Source organism: Streptomyces sp. NPDC046349, from assembly GCF_055587885.1.
On record NZ_JBVJFK010000005.1, the window covers coordinates 314830 to 331454 of the forward strand.

Below are 16625 nucleotides of genomic sequence, written 5' to 3' on the forward strand. Positions count from 1 at the left end.
TCGATGGTATGCGCGTGCTGTCCGTGGCGGGTCGTAGGGTTTTGTGCATGACGACGAGCCCCGGTGCCGTGCCTGGCGCGGCCGAAGCCGCAAGCCCGAGTGCTGTGGCACCCTCTTCGCTCTCTCCTTCCCGGGCGAGCGATTTCATGCAGTGCCCGCTGCTGTACCGGTTCCGGGTGATCGACAGGCTGCCGGAGAAGCCGAGTGCGGCGGCCACGCGGGGGACGCTGGTGCACGCGGTGCTCGAGCGGCTCTTCGATCATCCCGCGCAGGAGCGGACGGCGCCGCGGGCGAAGGGGCTGGTCCCTGGGCAGTGGGACCGGTTGCTGGAGTCTCGGCCGGAGCTGGCGGGGCTGTTCCCGGAGGGTGACGAGGGGGCGGCGCTGGCGCGGTGGCTGACGGAGGCGGAGGCGCTGGTGGAGCGCTGGTTCACGTTGGAGGACCCGACGCGGCTGGAGCCGGTGGAGCGGGAGTTCTTCGTGGAGACGGAGCTGGAGTCGGGGCTGCGGCTGCGCGGGATCATCGACCGGGTGGACGTGGCGCCGACGGGTGAGGTGCGGATCGTCGACTACAAGACGGGGAAGGCGCCGCGGCCGGAGTACGCCGAGGGCGCGCTGTTCCAGATGAAGTTCTACGCGCTGGTGGTGTGGCGGCTGAAGGAGGTCGTGCCGCGGCGGCTGCAGCTGGTGTACCTGGGCAGCGGGGATGTGCTGACGTACGACCCGGTGGTGGCGGATCTGGAGCGGGTGGAGCGCAAGCTGCTGGCGCTGTGGGAGGCCATCCGGGAGGCGACGGCGACGGGTGAGTGGCGGCCTCGGCCGACCAAGCTGTGCGGCTGGTGCGACCACCAGGCGTCGTGTCCGGAGTTCGGCGGTACTCCCCCGGTGTACCCGCTGCCGGTCGTGCCGAGGCCGGCCGGGAGTCCGGAGATTTCTTGATCGTCGGGTCAGGGCAGAATGGGCGTGTCCGCCGAAGCCGTCCGACGAATACGAGGTATCGCCCGTGGCCATCCGCGTTCTTCTGGTCGATGACCAGCCACTGTTGCGCACCGGCTTCCGGATGATCCTGGAGGCGGAGCAGGATCTGGCGGTGGTCGGCGAGGCCGGGGACGGCCTGCAGGCGTTGGACCAGGTGCGGGCGCTGCAGCCGGACGTGGTGCTGATGGACATCCGGATGCCGCGGATGGACGGTGTCGAGGCGACGCGCCGGATCACCGGTCCGGGCCGGGACGGTCCGGCGAAGGTGCTGGTGCTGACGACGTTCGATCTGGACGAGTACGTGGTGGAGGCGCTGCGGGCCGGTGCGAGCGGGTTCCTGTTGAAGGACGCGCCGGCGGGCGAGCTGGTGCAGGCGATCAGGGTGGTGGCGGCGGGCGAGGCGATGCTGGCGCCGAGCATCACGCGGCGGCTGCTGGACAAGTACGCGGGGCACCTGCCGTCGGGTGAGGAGCGCGTCCCGGACACGCTGGGGACGTTGACCGAGCGCGAGGTGGAGGTGTTGAAGCTGGTGGCACGGGGCCTGTCGAACGCGGAGATCGCGGCGGACCTGTTCGTGAGCGAGACGACGGTCAAGACGCACGTGGGGCACGTCCTGACGAAGCTGGGGCTGCGGGACCGGGTGCAGGCGGCGGTGTACGCGTACGAGAGCGGTCTGGTGCGTCCGGGGGCGCAGTAGCGGCGGCCGGCTTGGCCGGAGCTGTTCCGGGAACGGGCACGGGCCGTACGCGCGGGCAAGGCTCGCGCGTACGGCCCCGAGTGTGTCCGGGGGCGGCCCGGATCAGCCCTTGCTGATCTCCCAGAAGCGGAAGACCGTGGAGGCGTCCAGGGACCACTGCAGGCCGTTCACGTTCTGGCGGGTGACGGCGTACTGCTTGCCCTGCCAGAGCGGGAGGAGCGGGATCTCGTCGGCGACGATGTCCTGGAGCCGGTTGTAGTCGGTGTTGGCCGCGGTGCGGTCGGACTTCGCGGAGGTCGACGGGATGATCGTCCCGGTGATCTCCTTGTTGTCGTAGTTGTTGTTCAGGACGTTGCCCGGGCCGAAGAACGGCTGGGTGAAGTTGTCGGCGTCCGGGTAGTCGGGGACCCAGCCCTTGACGTAGATGCCGTACTTGCCGGCCTGGATGTCCTGCTCGTACTGCTCGAACTCGACGGACTTGACGTCGGCCTCGAAGAGGCCGCTGTCGTTGAGCTGCTTGGCGATGACCTCGAACTGCTGGTCGGTGGAGGGGCCGTAGCGGGACGGGGTCGAGTAGAGGGTGACCTTGACCTTGCCGGTGATGTTCGCGGCCTTGAGGACGGCCTTGGCCTTCTCGGGCTGCGGGGTGCCGCCGTAGCGGTCGAAGAAGGGCGTTGTGTGGCCGGCGATGCCGGTCGGGACGATGGAGTAGAGCGCGGTGGCGGTGCCGGCGTACACGTCCTTGACGAGGGCTTCGCGGTCCACGAGGTAGGCGATGGCCTTGCGGACGGGGAGCTTGCCGACGACCGGGTCGTTCATGTTGAAGACCATGTGCTCGACCTCGGCACCCGTGCCCTGGACGACGTCGACCTTCTCGTCGCCGGTCTTGCTGGAGGCGAGGGCGGCGATGTCCTTGGCGGCGAGGCCGCGGAAGGCGAAGTCGACGTCTCCGCTCTCCAGGACGGTCTTGAGGCCGGCCTGGTCGCCGTTGAAGAACTTCAGGGTGACACCGGTGTTCTTGGCCTTGGCCTTGCCGGTGTAGGACTCGTTGACCGAGAAGCTGGCGCTCTTCTCGCTGAAGGAGTCGAGCTTGTAGACGCCGGAGCCGACGGCCTTGTTGTCGGTGCGGAGCTTGTCGGCCGGGTACTCGCGGTGGTCGACGATGGAGCCCGCACCCGAGGCGATCTTGCTCGGGAAGGTGGCGTCGGAGTTCTTCAGGCGGAAGACGACGGTCTTCTCGTCGGGGGCGTCGATGCCGGCGATCGAGGCGAGCATGACGGCGGGGCCGTTCTCGTCGTTGATCTTCAGCGTGCGCTCGAAGGAGTACTTGACGTCCTTGGAGGTGAGTTCGTGGCCGTTGCTGAACTTCAGGTCGGGCTTGAGCGTGCACTTGAAGAGCTTGCTGTCGCCGCCTTCGAAGCCGCAGCTCTGGGCCGCGTCGGGCTCGGGGGTGGTTCCGCCCTTGGGGAAGCTCAGCAGCGACTGGAAGACGTTGTTGAAGAGCAGCCAGGAGCCCGGGTCGTAGCCGGAGGCCGGGTCGGTGGACTTCACCTTGTCGGATATGCCCATGACCACGCCCTTGCCGCTGCCGGCATTGGAGCCATCGGTCGAACCGCAACCGCTGAGCAGCGCGGCGGCGGTGGCTGCGCCGAGCGGGGCCGCCAGCCACTGGTTACGTCGATTCACGCGAACGTCCTTCACAGTCGAACTGTTTCGTTGCTCCGGCCCGCGACATCCGCTGCCGGTCTTTGCCTTGCTCAGCCGCTTACGCCGCGGCCGAGCTCCCACAACTGGAGGTCGGAGATGGCGTTGACCGACCACTCCACTCCGGTGATCCCGTCGCGTGCGGCGACGTACTGCTTGCCCTGCCACAGGGGCAGGACGGGTACGTCCTCGGCGACGATGTCCTGCATCTCCGTGATCGCGGGGGCGGCGACGTTGCGGTCGACCGCCCGCCGGGATTCGGGGAGGAGCCTGGTGCGCACCGCGTTGTTGGCGTACGGCGTGCCCAGGAAGTTGTCCTGCTCCAGGAACGGGGCGAGGAAGTTGTCGGCGTCCGGGTAGTCGGGGAACCAGCCGAGCCCGTAGGCGGCGTGGTCGCCCTTCTTCTGCGCGGGGCGGAAGTCCGCCCATTCGCTGCCCTGGACGGTGATGTCGAACAGCTGGGTGGCATTGAGCTGGGCCTTGAGGGCCTCGAACTCGGCCGCCGTGCCGTCGCCGTAGTGGTCGTTGGTGTAGTGCAGCGTCAGCTTGACCGGGGTCTTGATCCCGGCCTCCTTCAGCAGCGCGGCGGCCTTGGGCGTGTTGCCGTCGCCGTACTTGTTGTAGAAGGAGTTGACGTGGCCGGTCACGCCGGTGGGGACCAGCGAGTGGAGCGGCTGGGCGGACTTGCCGTAGACCTTGGAGATCAGCGCGCCGCGGTCGACGGCGGCGGCGAGCGCCTGGCGCACCGCCTTGTCCTTGACGACGGGCGCGTCGGTGTTGAAGCCGATGTAGCGGATCTCCAGGCCCGGCATCGGGACCAGCTTGACGCCCTTGGGCGGGTTGGCGCTGAGCTCGGTGATCTGGGCGGGCGACAGCGTGCGGGAGACCATGTGGATCTTCCCGTCGGTGAGGGCCTTGCCCATGGCGGTGGAGTCGGCGTAGGTGCGCAGCTCGACCTTGTCGTTCTGCAGCTTGATGTCGCCCTTGTAGTGGGGGTTCTTGCTGAAGACGGCGCGGACGAGGCGGTTCTCCTTGACCTCGGCCTTCATGGTGTAGGGCCCGGAGCCGTCCACCTCGAAGCCCTCGCGGAGCTTCCTGGCGTCGTAGTTCTTCTCGCTGACGATGCCGGCGGCAGGGGTGGAGAGCTTGAAGGGGAAGGTCGCGTCGGGTGTCTTCAGGTGGAAGACGACCGTGTCCTCGCCCTTGACCTCGACGTTGTCGAGGGTGGAGAGCAGCGAGGAGGGTCCGTTCTCGTCCTTGATGGCGCGGACCCGGTCGATGGAGAACTTGACGTCCTTGGCGGTGAGCGGGTCGCCGTTGGCGAACTTCAGGCCGGGGCGCAGGGTGCAGCGGTAGCTTTCGTTGCCGGAGTCGGTGAAGCGGCACGCGGAGGCCGCCTCGGGGACGGGCTGGCCGCCGCCGCGCGGGGTGTGCATCAGCGTCTGGACGGTCTGGCGCAGGATGTTCCAGGCGCCGGCGTCGTAGGCGTAGGCGGGGTCGAAGGGGGCGGGAGCGAAGTCTGCGGCCTCGAACCGGTCGGTGGTCCCGACGACGATCGCCGCGGATCCTGCTCCTCCGCCACTCGCGGTGCCGCATGCGGCCAGCGCGGGGGTGAGCAGTCCGGCCGCGGCCGTCAGCACCATGGTCTTGCGGTTCATGCTGGAAGTACTCCCTGTAACCGGCACTTGCTCAAAGCGGTGTGAAGGGCACTTCGCGGCGGTCGCCCGGTCAGGGCGGAACGATCGGGCCGGTGGTGTGACGATCGGTCCACGCGGTCCGGCACAGGGGTGTGTGTCCGGGACGCGGCTGGGTGCGGCGCAGTGCCCGGCTCGACACTAGTGGTCCGTGGCGGGATGGCTGGAACTGGCCGGACTTGGTGCGTAATCGCACCGTGATCGGAGCGAACTGCCTGTTCACAGGCAGGGCTGCGCAGATTCGGTCAGGGGCTGATCAATGGGGACACATTGGAACCCGCAGGGGCTTCCCGACAGGCCCGTCGGAGGCGTGACGCGTGACCAAGGTCACCCTGTGCGACGACCTCCGAGGGGATGGAATTTCAGCCTCCAGGGCCTGCGACGGAAGATCCTTCCGTCAGGACGCCGCTAGACCGGGTTCCGTTCGGTACGGAGCGTATTCAAGGGGTTCCGGTGAGTGGCGATGCATACCGATGTAGGGCACTGCATGGCGATGTGTCCAGTTGGGTGGGGCGCGCCGCCGGAACGGGGCGGACCGGGCATCGGCCCGGGCCGGCCGTCACTCTCAGTTCATGGGGGCGATGAGCGAGCGCAGGAACGCGAGGTCGACGTCCTCCAGCGAGCGGACGACCGTACGCCCCGGGGCCGGTTCGATCACGCCGACCGAGGGGACGGCCACCACCCGGCACCCGGCGGCCTCCGCGGCCGCCACACCGGTGCGGGTGTCCTCGATGACCGCGCACCGCGAGGGATGCGCGCCCAGGGTCCGCGCGGCGAGCAGGTACGGGTCGGGGTGCGGCTTCGTACGGGCGACCTCGTCGCCGGCGACCGTCAGCGTGAAGCGGTCGCGGCCGAGGGTGAGCAGGACCTGGTCGATGACGCGGCGGTGGGAGGCGGAGACGAGTGCGGTGGGCACGTTGTGCCGGGCCAGCTCGCTGAGCAGCCGCTCGGCGCCGGGCATCAGGGGCACCTGGTCGGCGATGCGGGCCTCGAAGCGCTCGTTGAGCAGGACGCTCAGCTCGGCGATGGTGATGGCTGCCCCGGTGGCCTCGATCAGGAAGCCGGCGCTGCGGGTCATGGGACCCCCGACGACCTCGTGGCGCCAGGCGTCCTCGAGCCGGTGCCCGAGTTCGCGGAAGATCTCCGCCTCGATCTCCCACCAGAAGCCCTCGGTGTCCACCAGGGTGCCGTCCATGTCGAGCAGCACCGCCTGCAGGGCCGAGCCGTCGGCCGTACGGGTGACCGGGGCGGGAACGGTGCTCGTCATGCGCATGCCTCTCCGAAGGACGAGAAGGCCGGTCACCTCTTCCTCGGGGCATACCACCCCTCGGAACAGGCGACCGGCCTGTATGGGACCGACAAGTGTACGTCGGCGGAGCTCAGCGTGCGTTGAAATACTTCGCTTCGGGGTGGTGGATCACGATCGCGTCGGTCGACTGCTCCGGATGGAGCTGGAACTCCTCCGAGAGGTGGACGCCGATCCGCTCCGGCTGGAGGAGGTCGGCGATCTTCGCGCGGTCCTCCAGGTCGGGGCAGGCGCCGTAGCCGAGGGAGAAGCGCGCACCGCGGTACTTGAGGTCGAACATGTCCTCGACCTTCGCCGGGTCCTCACCGCCGAATCCGAGCTCGGCGCGGACGCGGGCGTGCCAGTACTCGGCCATGGCCTCGGCGAGCTGGACCGACAGGCCGTGCAGTTCCAGGTACTCGCGGTAGGCGTCGGACTCGAACAGCTTGGCCGTCGCCTCGCCGATCTTCGAGCCGACGGTGACGACCTGCAGGCCGACGACATCGGTCTCACCGGACTCCTCCGGGCGGAAGAAGTCCGCGAGGCACAGGCGGCGGCCGCGGCGCTGGCGCGGGAAGGTGAAGCGGGTCCGCTCGTTGCCGGCGTCGTCGAGGATGATCAGGTCCTCGCCCTTGGAGACGCAGGGGAAGTAGCCGTAGACGACAGCCGCCTCGAGCAGGTTCTCGGTGTGCAGCTTCTCCAGCAGGCCGCGCAGGCGTGGGCGGCCCTCGCTCTCGACGAGCTCCTCGTACGTGGCACCGCCGGCGCGGGCCTGCTTGAGACCCCACTGGCCCTTGAAGAGGGCGCCCTCGTCCAGCCAGGAGGCGTAGTCCTTGAGCGGGATGCCCTTGACCACCCGGGTGCCCCAGAACGGCGGGGTGGGGACCGGGTTGTCGACGGACACGTCGGAGCGGCCGCCCGGCTCCTCCGGCTCCTCCACCAGGGCGGGGCTCCCCGGTGTCGCAGCGCGCTTGGCGACGCGGCGCTGCTTGAGCTCGGGCAGGGTGGCGCCCGGCACGCCGCGCTTGACGGCGATGAGGGCGTCCATGAGGCGCAGGCCCTCGAAGGCGTCCCGGGCGTAGCGGACCTCGCCCTCGTAGATCTCGTGGAGGTCCTGTTCGACGTAGGCGCGGGTGAGGGCGGCGCCGCCGAGGATCACCGGGTAGTCGGCGGCCAGCTTGCGCTGGTTCAGCTCCTCCAGGTTCTCCTTCATGATCACGGTCGACTTCACGAGCAGGCCGGACATGCCGATGACGTCGGCCTTGTGCTCCTGGGCGGCTTCGAGGATCGCGGAGACGGGCTGCTTGATGCCGATGTTGACGACGTTGTAGCCGTTGTTGGTGAGGATGATGTCGACGAGGTTCTTGCCGATGTCGTGGACGTCGCCGCGGACGGTGGCCAGGACGATGGTGCCCTTGCCCTCGTCGTCCGTCTTCTCCATGTGCGGTTCGAGGTAGGCCACGGCCGACTTCATGACCTCGGCGGACTGCAGGACGAAGGGCAGCTGCATCTGGCCGGAGCCGAAGAGCTCGCCGACGACCTTCATGCCCTCCAGGAGGGTGTCGTTGACGATGTCGAGGGCGGGGCGGGTCCGGAGGGCCTCGTCGAGGTCGGCCTCCAGGCCGTTCTTCTCGCCGTCGATGATGCGGCGCTGCAAGCGCTCGTCCAGGGGCAGGGCGAGGAGTTCCTCGGCGCGGCCGGCCTTCAGGGACTTGGTGTTGACGCCCTCGAAGAGGGCCATCAGCTTCTGCAGCGGGTCGTAGTCCTCGGTGCGCCGGTCGTAGATCAGGTCGAGGGCGGTGGACACCTGCTCCTCGTCGAACCGGGCGATCGGCAGGATCTTGGAGGCGTGCACGATGGCCGAGTCGAGGCCGGCCTTGACGCACTCGTCGAGGAAGACCGAGTTCAGCAGGACGCGGGCGGCCGGGTTCAGGCCGAAGGAGATGTTAGACAGGCCCAGCGTGGTCTGCACGTCGGGGTGGCGGCGCTTGAGCTCGCGGATCGACTCGATCGTGGCGATGCCGTCGCGGCGGGACTCCTCCTGGCCGGTGCAGATGGTGAAGGTCAGCGTGTCGATGAGGATGTCCGACTCGCGGATGCCCCAGTTGGCCGTCAGGTCCTCGATGAGGCGTTCGGCGATGGCGACCTTGTGCTCGACGGTGCGGGCCTGGCCCTCCTCGTCGATGGTCAGCGCGATGAGCGCGGCGCCGTGCTCCTGGGCCAGCCGGGTGACCTTGGCGAAGCGGGACTCGGGGCCGTCGCCGTCCTCGTAGTTCACCGAGTTGATGACGGCGCGGCCGCCGAGCTTCTCCAGGCCCGCCTTGATGACGGGGACCTCGGTGGAGTCCAGGACGATCGGCAGGGTGGAGGCGGTGGCGAAGCGGCCGGCGAGCTCCTCCATGTCGGCGACGCCGTCGCGGCCGACGTAGTCCACGCAGAGGTCGAGCATGTGCGCGCCCTCGCGGATCTGGTCACGGGCCATCTCGACGCAGTCGTCCCAGCGGCCCTCCAGCATGGCCTCGCGGAACTTCTTGGAGCCGTTGGCATTGGTGCGCTCGCCGATCGCCATGTACGAGGTGTCCTGGCGGAAGGGGACCGTCTGGTAGAGCGAGGCGGCGCCGGGCTCGGGCCGGGGGTCGCGCTGGACGACGGCCGTGCCCCGGACCCGCTCGACGACCTGGCGCAGGTGCTCGGGGGTGGTGCCGCAGCAGCCGCCGACGAGGGAGAGGCCGTACTCGCGGACGAAGGTCTCCTGGGCGTCGGCGAGCTCGGCGGCGGTCAGCGGGTAGTGCGCGCCGCCCTTGGTCAGGACGGGCAGGCCGGCGTTGGGCATGCAGGAGAGCGGGATGCGGGCGTTGCGCGCGAGGTAGCGCAGGTGCTCGCTCATCTCGGCGGGACCGGTGGCACAGTTCAGGCCGATCATGTCGATGCCGAGGGGCTCCAGCGCGGTCAGGGCCGCTCCGATCTCGGAGCCCAGCAGCATGGTGCCGGTGGTCTCGACGGTGACGGAGCAGATCAGTGGGACGCTGACGCCGAGCGCCTCCATGGCGCGGCGGGCGCCGATGATGGAGGACTTGGTCTGCAGGAGGTCCTGGGTGGTCTCGACGAGCAGCGCGTCGGAGCCGCCGGCGAGCAGGCCCTCGGCGTTGGTCTGGTAGGCGTCGCGGATCTGCGCGTAGGTGATGTGGCCGAGCGTGGGCAGCTTGGTGCCGGGGCCCATGGAGCCGAGGACCCAGCGCTGCTGTCCGGTGGAGGCGGTGAAGGAGTCGGCGGCCTCGCGGGCGATGCGGGCGCCCGCCTCGGAGAGCTCGAAGTTGCGTTCGGCGATGTCGTACTCGGCGAGGGCCGCGTGGTTCGCGCCGAAGGTGTTGGTCTCGACGCAGTCCACGCCCACCGAGAAGTACGCCTCGTGCACCGTGCGGACGATGTCGGGGCGGGTGATGTTGAGGACCTCGTTGCAGCCCTCGAGCTGCTGGAAGTCGTCGAGGGTGGGGTCCTGCGCCTGGAGCATCGTTCCCATGGCTCCGTCGGCGACGACCACGCGGGTCGCGAGCGCCTCCCGGAGGGCGTCGGCCCGGGTCTGGGTATCGGCGGGCGGGTTCGGCAACGAGGCCATGGAGTGCTCCCTGGGATGCGACGGCTGTCGGCTTTGCACCCCCGCTGTGTCAGGGGTGCACGCGGCCAGGGTAACCGCGAGGCACCGGCCCCGGTGTGGGTGTCCCACGTGGCGGACTGCATTCTGTGGCGGGAACTTGTCAGGGGTGTCCCGGTGACCGTACGGCGAACAGATCTCCGACGGTGCGCGAGGTCGACATCGACCGATACTGTTCAGCATTGTCGAACCGCGTCAAGATGGTCAGTAGTAACGAAGGTCAGCAGGAGGCTGCGCGATGGCACGGAACATCCAGTCGCTCGAACGAGCCGCTGCGATGCTGCGACTCCTGGCGGGCGGAGAGCGCCGGCTGGGGCTCTCCGACGTGGCCTCGTCGCTGGGTCTGGCCAAGGGCACGGCCCACGGCATCCTGCGCACCCTGCAGGCAGAGGGCTTCGTGGAGCAGGACCCGGCCTCCGGCCGCTACCAGCTGGGCGCGGAGCTGCTGCGGCTGGGCAACAGCTATCTCGACGTCCACGAGCTGCGCGCCCGCGCCCTGGTGTGGACCGACGACCTGGCCCGGGCGAGCGGCGAGAGCGTGTACGTGGGCGTGTTGCACCAGAGCGGGGTGCTGATCATGCACCACGTGTTCCGGCCCGACGACAGCCGCCAGGTGCTGGAGGTCGGGGCCATGCAGCCGCTGCACTCGACCGCGCTGGGCAAGGTGCTGTCGGCGTACGACCCGGTCGCGCACACCCAGGCGCTGGAGGTGGAGCGCGATGCCTTCACCCCCCGTACGGTCACCGACGCGATCGGCTTCGAAGAGGTCCTGGGCCTGACCCGGGCGCGCGGGTGGGCCGCGGACGTCGAGGAGACGTGGGAGGGCGTCGCCTCGGTGGCGGCCCCGATCCACGACCGGCGCCGGATGCCGGTGGGCGCGGTGGCGGTGGCGGGCGCCGTGGAACGGGTCTGCGGCGAGGGTGGCGAGCCCCGCGCGGCCCTCGTGGCCTCGGTGCGCGACTGTGCGCGCTCCGTTTCACGCGATCTCGGCGCAGGCCGGTTCTGACCTCTCTTTAACAGGCCTCGGCCATCACCTGGCCCCCTTCTGCCCATTTTTCGCCATATCTCGACCTTCAGATGGCCGGATTTGGCGGATCGCACGTGCCGGTAACGATCCGACACATTGGCCAGGCCGACCCTTGACGCATTCTTCACCTGGGCGGAAAACTGCCGTTCACCGGTCGACATTGTCGAACACCTAACGGCAATACGCGCTAGGATGCGGCAAGGCCAAGGACCGGTGCAGCACTCACCGAGTGCGCGGAACCACCGGAGGGACCCGGTTTCCGCCCACCCCTGGACGTACGTAAGGAGTCGCGGGTGTCCAGCTCCGACATCTTCATCGGCGAGACCATCGGTACCGCCCTGCTCACCCTGCTCGGCGGTGGCGTCTGCGCCGCCGTGACACTCAAGAGCTCCAAGGCCCGCAACGCGGGCTGGCTCGCGATCACCTTCGGCTGGGGCTTCGCCGTACTGATCGCGGCCTACGTGTCCGCGCCGCTCTCCGGTGCGCACCTCAACCCGGCGGTCACCGTCGGCCTCGCCGTCAAGACCGGCGAGTGGGGCGACGCGCCCGTCTACTTCGCCGGCCAGCTGCTGGGCGCCATGCTCGGCGCGGTGGTGATGTGGGTGACCTACTACGGCCAGTTCCGGGCCCACCTCTCCGATCCCGAGCACATCCGCGACGCCAAGCTCGGCCCGGAGGACCCGCACCCGCACGACGTGGCCGGCCCGGTGCTCGGCATCTTCTCCACGGGTCCCGAGATCCGCAACGTCGTGCAGAACCTCGCGACCGAGATCATCGGCACCGCCGTCCTGGTCCTGGCGATCCTGACCCAGGGCCTGCAGGACGGCGGCAAGGGCCTCGGTGTCATCGGTGTCCTGATCACGTCCTTCGTGGTCGTCGGCATCGGCCTCTCGCTGGGCGGCCCGACCGGCTACGCCATCAACCCGGTGCGCGACCTCGGCCCCCGAATAGTCCACGCCCTGCTGCCGCTCCCCAACAAGGGCGGCTCCGACTGGGGATACTCCTGGATCCCGGTGGTCGGCCCGCTCGTCGGTGCCGCGCTCGCCGGCGGTCTCTACAACATCGCGTTCGCCTGATCAGCATCTGCCGCGCTCGTAAGATCCGCATCGCACTCCTGATTCCGCCTACTCACCAGACCTGCCAGGAGCAGCCATCATGACCAGCAGCACCGGCCCCTTCATCGCCGCGATCGACCAGGGCACCACCTCCTCCCGCTGCATCGTCTTCGACCGCGACGGCCGCATCGTCGCCGTCGACCAGAAGGAGCACGAGCAGATCTTCCCGAAGCCGGGCTGGGTGGAGCACGACGCCACCGAGATCTGGACCAACGTCCAGGAGGTCGTCGCCGGGGCGATCGCCAAGGCCGAGATCACCGCCGCCGACGTCAAGGCGATCGGCATCACCAACCAGCGCGAGACCACCCTGCTGTGGGACCGCCACACCGGCGAGCCCGTCCACAACGCGCTCGTGTGGCAGGACACCCGTACCGACGCCCTGTGCAAGGAGCTCGGCCGCAACGTCGGCCAGGACCGCTTCCGCCGCGAGACCGGCCTGCCGCTGGCGAGCTACTTCGCGGGCCCGAAGGTCCGCTGGCTGCTCGACAACGTCGAGGGCCTGCGCGAGCGCGCCGAGGCCGGCGACATCCTCTTCGGCACCATGGACTCCTGGGTCATCTGGAACCTCACCGGTGGCGCCGAGGGCGGTGCGCACGTCACGGACGTCACCAACGCCTCGCGCACCATGCTGATGAACCTGCACACGCTGGCGTGGGACGAGAAGATCGCGGAGTCGATGGGCGTCCCGCTCAACGTGCTCCCGGAGATCAAGTCCTCCGCCGAAATCTACGGCCACGTCAAGGACGGCGTCCTCGCCGGTGTCCCGGTCGCCTCGGCGCTCGGCGACCAGCAGGCCGCGCTGTTCGGCCAGACCTGTTTCGCCGAGGGCGAGGCCAAGTCCACGTACGGCACCGGAACGTTCATGCTCATGAACACCGGCGACAAGATCATCAACTCCTACAGCGGCCTGCTGACCACGGTCGGCTACCAGATCGGCGACCAGAAGCCGGTCTACGCCCTCGAGGGCTCCATCGCCGTCACCGGCTCGCTCGTCCAGTGGATGCGCGACCAGATGGGCCTGATCAAGTCCGCGGCCGAGATCGAGACCCTGGCCTCCTCCGTGGAGGACAACGGCGGCGCCTACTTCGTGCCGGCCTTCTCCGGCCTGTTCGCCCCGTACTGGCGCTCCGACGCCCGCGGTGTGATCGCCGGCCTCACCCGGTACGTCACCAAGGCGCACATCGCCCGTGCCGTTCTGGAGGCCACCGCCTGGCAGACCCGTGAGATCACCGACGCCATGACCAAGGACTCGGGCGTCGAACTCGCCGCCCTGAAGGTCGACGGCGGCATGACCTCCAACAACCTGCTGATGCAGACGCTCTCGGACTTCCTGGACGCTCCCGTGGTGCGCCCGATGGTCGCCGAGACCACCTGCCTCGGCGCCGCCTACGCCGCCGGCCTGGCCGTCGGCTTCTGGCCCGACACCGACGCCCTGCGCGCCAACTGGCGCCGCGCGGCGGAGTGGACCCCGCGGATGCCCGCCGAGCAGCGGGAGCGCGAGTACAAGAGCTGGCTCAAGGCCGTCGAGCGGTCCATGGGCTGGGTCGACGACGAAGACGCCAGCTGATCCGCACCAGCTGAGTCAATCGACGAGGAGCTGAAAGAGATATGAGCACCCTGCAGAGCGTCCCCGCCCTGGGTACGCACCCGACCGCCGGCGCGAACGCGAGCCGTGCCGAGACCCGCGAGCAGCTGGCGAAGGCCACGTACGACCTGCTGGTCATCGGCGGTGGAATCCTGGGCACCTCGGTGGCCTGGCACGCCGCGCAGTCGGGTCTGCGGGTTGCCATGGTGGACGCCGGCGACTTCGCCGGCGCCACCTCCTCGGCCTCCTCCAAGCTCGTCCACGGCGGCCTGCGCTACCTGCAGACCGGCGCGGTCAAGCTGGTCGCGGAGAACCACCACGAGCGTCGGGTGCTGGCCAAGGACGTGGCCCCGCACCTGGTCAACCCGCTCACCTTCTACCTGCCGGTCTACAAGGGCGGTCCGGTGGGTGCGGCCAAGCTGGGCGCGGGCGTCTTCGCCTACTCCGCCCTCTCGGCCTTCGGCGACGGCATGGGCAAGGTCATATCCCCGGCCCGTGCCGTCGCCGACAACCCCGGCCTGAAGACCGACAACCTCAAGGCCGTCGCGGTCTACTACGACCACCAGATGAACGACTCCCGCGTCGCCGTCATGACGGTCCGCGCTGCCGTCGAGTCGGGCGCGGTCGTCCTCAACCACGCCGAGGTCACCGGCCTGCGCAAGACCCACGGCCGGGTCACCGGCGCCGAGCTCAAGGACCGCCTGGACGGCACCGAGTTCGGAATCGACGCCCGCGTCGTGCTCAACGCCACCGGCCCGTGGGTGGACCACCTGCGGCGCATGGAGGACAAGCACTCGATGCCGTCGATCCGCCTCTCCAAGGGCGCGCACATCGTCATGAAGCGCAAGTCGCCGTGGAAGGCCGCCATGGCCACCCCGATCGACAAGTACCGCATCACCTTCGCCCTCCCGTGGGAGGACCAGCTGCTGCTCGGCACCACCGACGAGGTGTACGAGGGCGACCCGGCGGACGTGCGCGCCACCGAGTCCGACATCCAGCAGATCCTGGACGAGGCGGCCTTCTCGGTGAAGGACGCCGACCTCGACCGCTCGCTGATGACGTACGCCTTCGCCGGCCTGCGCGTACTGCCCGGCGGCCCCGGCGGCGTGGAGAAGGCCAAGCGCGAGACCGTGGTCTCCGAGGGCGCGGGCGGCATGCTCTCGGTCGCCGGCGGCAAGTGGACCACCTACCGCCACATCGGCCGTGTCGTCATGGACAAGCTGGCCAAGCTCCCGGGCAGCCCGCTGACCGAGGACATGGAGCCGGTGAAGTCGCTGGTGCGCCGGATCGCGCTGCCGGGTGTCGCCAACCCGAACGCGGTCGCGCACCGTCTGCTGGTGGACCGTGAGCCCGGCACCCGCATGGACCCGCTGACCGCGCGCCACCTGGCCTCGCACTACGGCTCCCTGGCCTTCGACATCGCACGCCTCGCGAACGAGGACCCGGCGCTGGCCGAGCGCATCCACCCGGACGGTCCGGAGATCTGGGCGCAGGTCGCCTACGCCCGGGACAACGAGTGGGCCGAGACGGTCGACGACGTGCTGCGCCGCCGCACGACGGTGACGATCCGCGGCCTGGACGACGACTCCGTGAAGGCCCGGGTCGAGGAGATGCTGGCCCGCAAGGCATAGCTCTCACGCAGGTGGGGAAGAGGGGCGGTTCCGAGGGGAACCGCCCCTCTGTCGTGGGCTGTGGCCGGTGTCCCCTCAAGGCTTAGGCTGACCCACGTACGCAAGGAACTTCGGAAGGAGACCTGGGTGATCGAGCTTGAGGGCGTGCCCGAGCTGATCGACCCGGTCATGGTGGCCGCGTTCGAGGGCTGGAACGACGCGGGTGACGCGGCCTCCGGTGCGGTCGCACACCTGGACCGGGAGTGGAAGGGCGAGGTCTTCGCGGCTCTGGACGCCGAGGACTACTACGACTTCCAGGTCAACCGGCCCACGGTGTGGCTGGACAACGGGGTACGGAAGATCACGTGGCCGACGACCCGGCTCTCGGTGGTCCGGATCGGCGGCGCCAAGCCGCGCGACCTGGTGCTGGTACGCGGCATCGAACCGTCCATGCGGTGGCGGTCGTTCTGCAACGAGATCCTCGGCTTCGCGCACGAGCTGGGCGTCGAGATGGTGGTCATCCTCGGGGCGCTCCTCGGGGACACGCCTCACACCCGGCCGGTGCCGGTGAGCGGGGTCACCTCGGACGCGGACCTGGCGCGGACCATGGACCTGGAGGAGACCAAGTACGAGGGCCCCACGGGCATCGTGGGCATCCTCCAGGAGGCCTGTACGCACGCCGGGGTGCCGGCCGTGTCGCTGTGGGCGGCCGTGCCGCACTACGTGTCGCAGCCGCCGAACCCGAAGGCGACACTGGCCCTCCTCAACCGGCTGGAGGACCTGATCGACATCAGGATCCCGCTGGGCGAACTGCCCGAGGACGCCCGCGCGTGGCAGCTGGGTGTCGACCAACTGGCCGCCGAGGACAGCGAGGTGGCGGAGTACGTCCAGACGCTGGAGGAGGCGCGGGACACCGCGGACCTGCCGGAGGCCTCGGGCGACGCGATCGCGCGGGAGTTCGAGCGGTACCTGCGGCGGCGGGATCCGGCGGCGGGCCCGGCGGCGGAGCCGGGCGACGGCTCGTACTTCCGGGACCTGTCGGGCGGCCGCCCCCAGCCCAGGCCGAAGCAGGAGGAAGCACCGGACCAGGACGGCCCGCCGGACCCGGACGCCCCGGCCGAGGGCGACGGGGCGGGCGACGGCGACGGGGACGGGGACGGGGAGACCCCTTAGCACGACCGGGCTGTCCGGGTGTCAGTACGCCCTGCTTGGATACGGGTTGCCGTTCCGAGAGAGGGAAGCATGACCCGTACGACTCCGCCCCGCCCGCTCGACGTGG

Annotated in this window: 11 protein-coding genes; 7 read left to right on the top strand and 4 right to left on the bottom strand. The window is 69.6% G+C overall.

Going from position 1 to position 16625, the window contains the following annotated elements; genetic code table 11:
- Positions 1-47 precede the first annotated feature (47 nt).
- Together ACZ6JS_RS14490 and ACZ6JS_RS14495 are read left to right on the top strand one after the other, a co-directional pair.
- Positions 48-938, top strand: a complete 891-nt coding sequence (locus tag ACZ6JS_RS14490; RefSeq protein ID WP_469297918.1) for a RecB family exonuclease — start codon at positions 48-50, stop codon at positions 936-938.
- Between the two features lie 64 nt (positions 939-1002).
- Positions 1003-1674, top strand: coding sequence for a response regulator (locus ACZ6JS_RS14495; protein WP_469297919.1), 672 nt, complete (start codon positions 1003-1005; stop codon positions 1672-1674).
- Between the two features lie 102 nt (positions 1675-1776).
- Here the strand turns inward: ACZ6JS_RS14495 and ACZ6JS_RS14500 are convergent, their stop codons facing one another.
- The 4 genes from ACZ6JS_RS14500 to metH all read right to left on the bottom strand — a co-directional run bounded on the left by ACZ6JS_RS14500 (position 1777) and on the right by metH (position 9973).
- The gene (locus ACZ6JS_RS14500) at positions 1777-3360 is read right to left on the bottom strand and encodes an ABC transporter substrate-binding protein (RefSeq protein WP_469297920.1); all 1584 of its coding nucleotides are present in this window, start codon (positions 3358-3360) and stop codon (positions 1777-1779) included.
- 71 nt (positions 3361-3431) lie between these two features.
- Positions 3432-5036 carry an ABC transporter substrate-binding protein gene (locus ACZ6JS_RS14505; RefSeq protein ID WP_469297921.1) on the bottom strand — a complete coding sequence of 535 codons (1605 nt, stop codon included), beginning with the start codon at positions 5034-5036 and terminating at the stop codon, positions 3432-3434.
- A gap of 601 nt (positions 5037-5637) precedes the next feature.
- Positions 5638-6339 carry an HAD family hydrolase gene (locus ACZ6JS_RS14510; protein ID WP_469297922.1) on the bottom strand — a complete coding sequence of 234 codons (702 nt, stop codon included), beginning with the start codon at positions 6337-6339 and terminating at the stop codon, positions 5638-5640.
- Positions 6340-6451: 112 nt separating this feature from the next.
- Positions 6452-9973: a methionine synthase gene (gene metH / locus ACZ6JS_RS14515; RefSeq protein ID WP_469297923.1), complete on the bottom strand. Its 3522-nt coding sequence runs from the start codon at positions 9971-9973 to the stop codon at positions 6452-6454.
- A gap of 274 nt (positions 9974-10247) precedes the next feature.
- On the opposite strand from metH, the gene ACZ6JS_RS14520 reads away from it, so the two are divergent.
- The 5 genes from ACZ6JS_RS14520 (at position 10248) to ACZ6JS_RS14540 (ending at position 16519) form a co-directional block, all read left to right on the top strand.
- Entirely contained in the window at positions 10248-11015 is a 768-nt protein-coding gene (locus ACZ6JS_RS14520; protein WP_469297924.1) for an IclR family transcriptional regulator, read from the top strand.
- Positions 11016-11329: 314 nt separating this feature from the next.
- Entirely contained in the window at positions 11330-12112 is a 783-nt protein-coding gene (locus ACZ6JS_RS14525; protein WP_469297925.1) for an MIP/aquaporin family protein, read from the top strand.
- Positions 12113-12191: 79 nt separating this feature from the next.
- Complete coding sequence (gene glpK / locus ACZ6JS_RS14530; RefSeq protein ID WP_469297926.1) at positions 12192-13718, top strand: glycerol kinase GlpK; 1527 nt, start codon at positions 12192-12194, stop codon at positions 13716-13718.
- A 41-nt stretch (positions 13719-13759) separates the two neighbouring features.
- Complete coding sequence (locus ACZ6JS_RS14535) at positions 13760-15367, top strand: glycerol-3-phosphate dehydrogenase/oxidase (RefSeq protein WP_469297927.1); 1608 nt, start codon at positions 13760-13762, stop codon at positions 15365-15367.
- Positions 15368-15493: 126 nt separating this feature from the next.
- Positions 15494-16519 carry a PAC2 family protein gene (locus ACZ6JS_RS14540; protein WP_469297928.1) on the top strand — a complete coding sequence of 342 codons (1026 nt, stop codon included), beginning with the start codon at positions 15494-15496 and terminating at the stop codon, positions 16517-16519.
- Positions 16520-16625 lie beyond the last annotated feature (106 nt).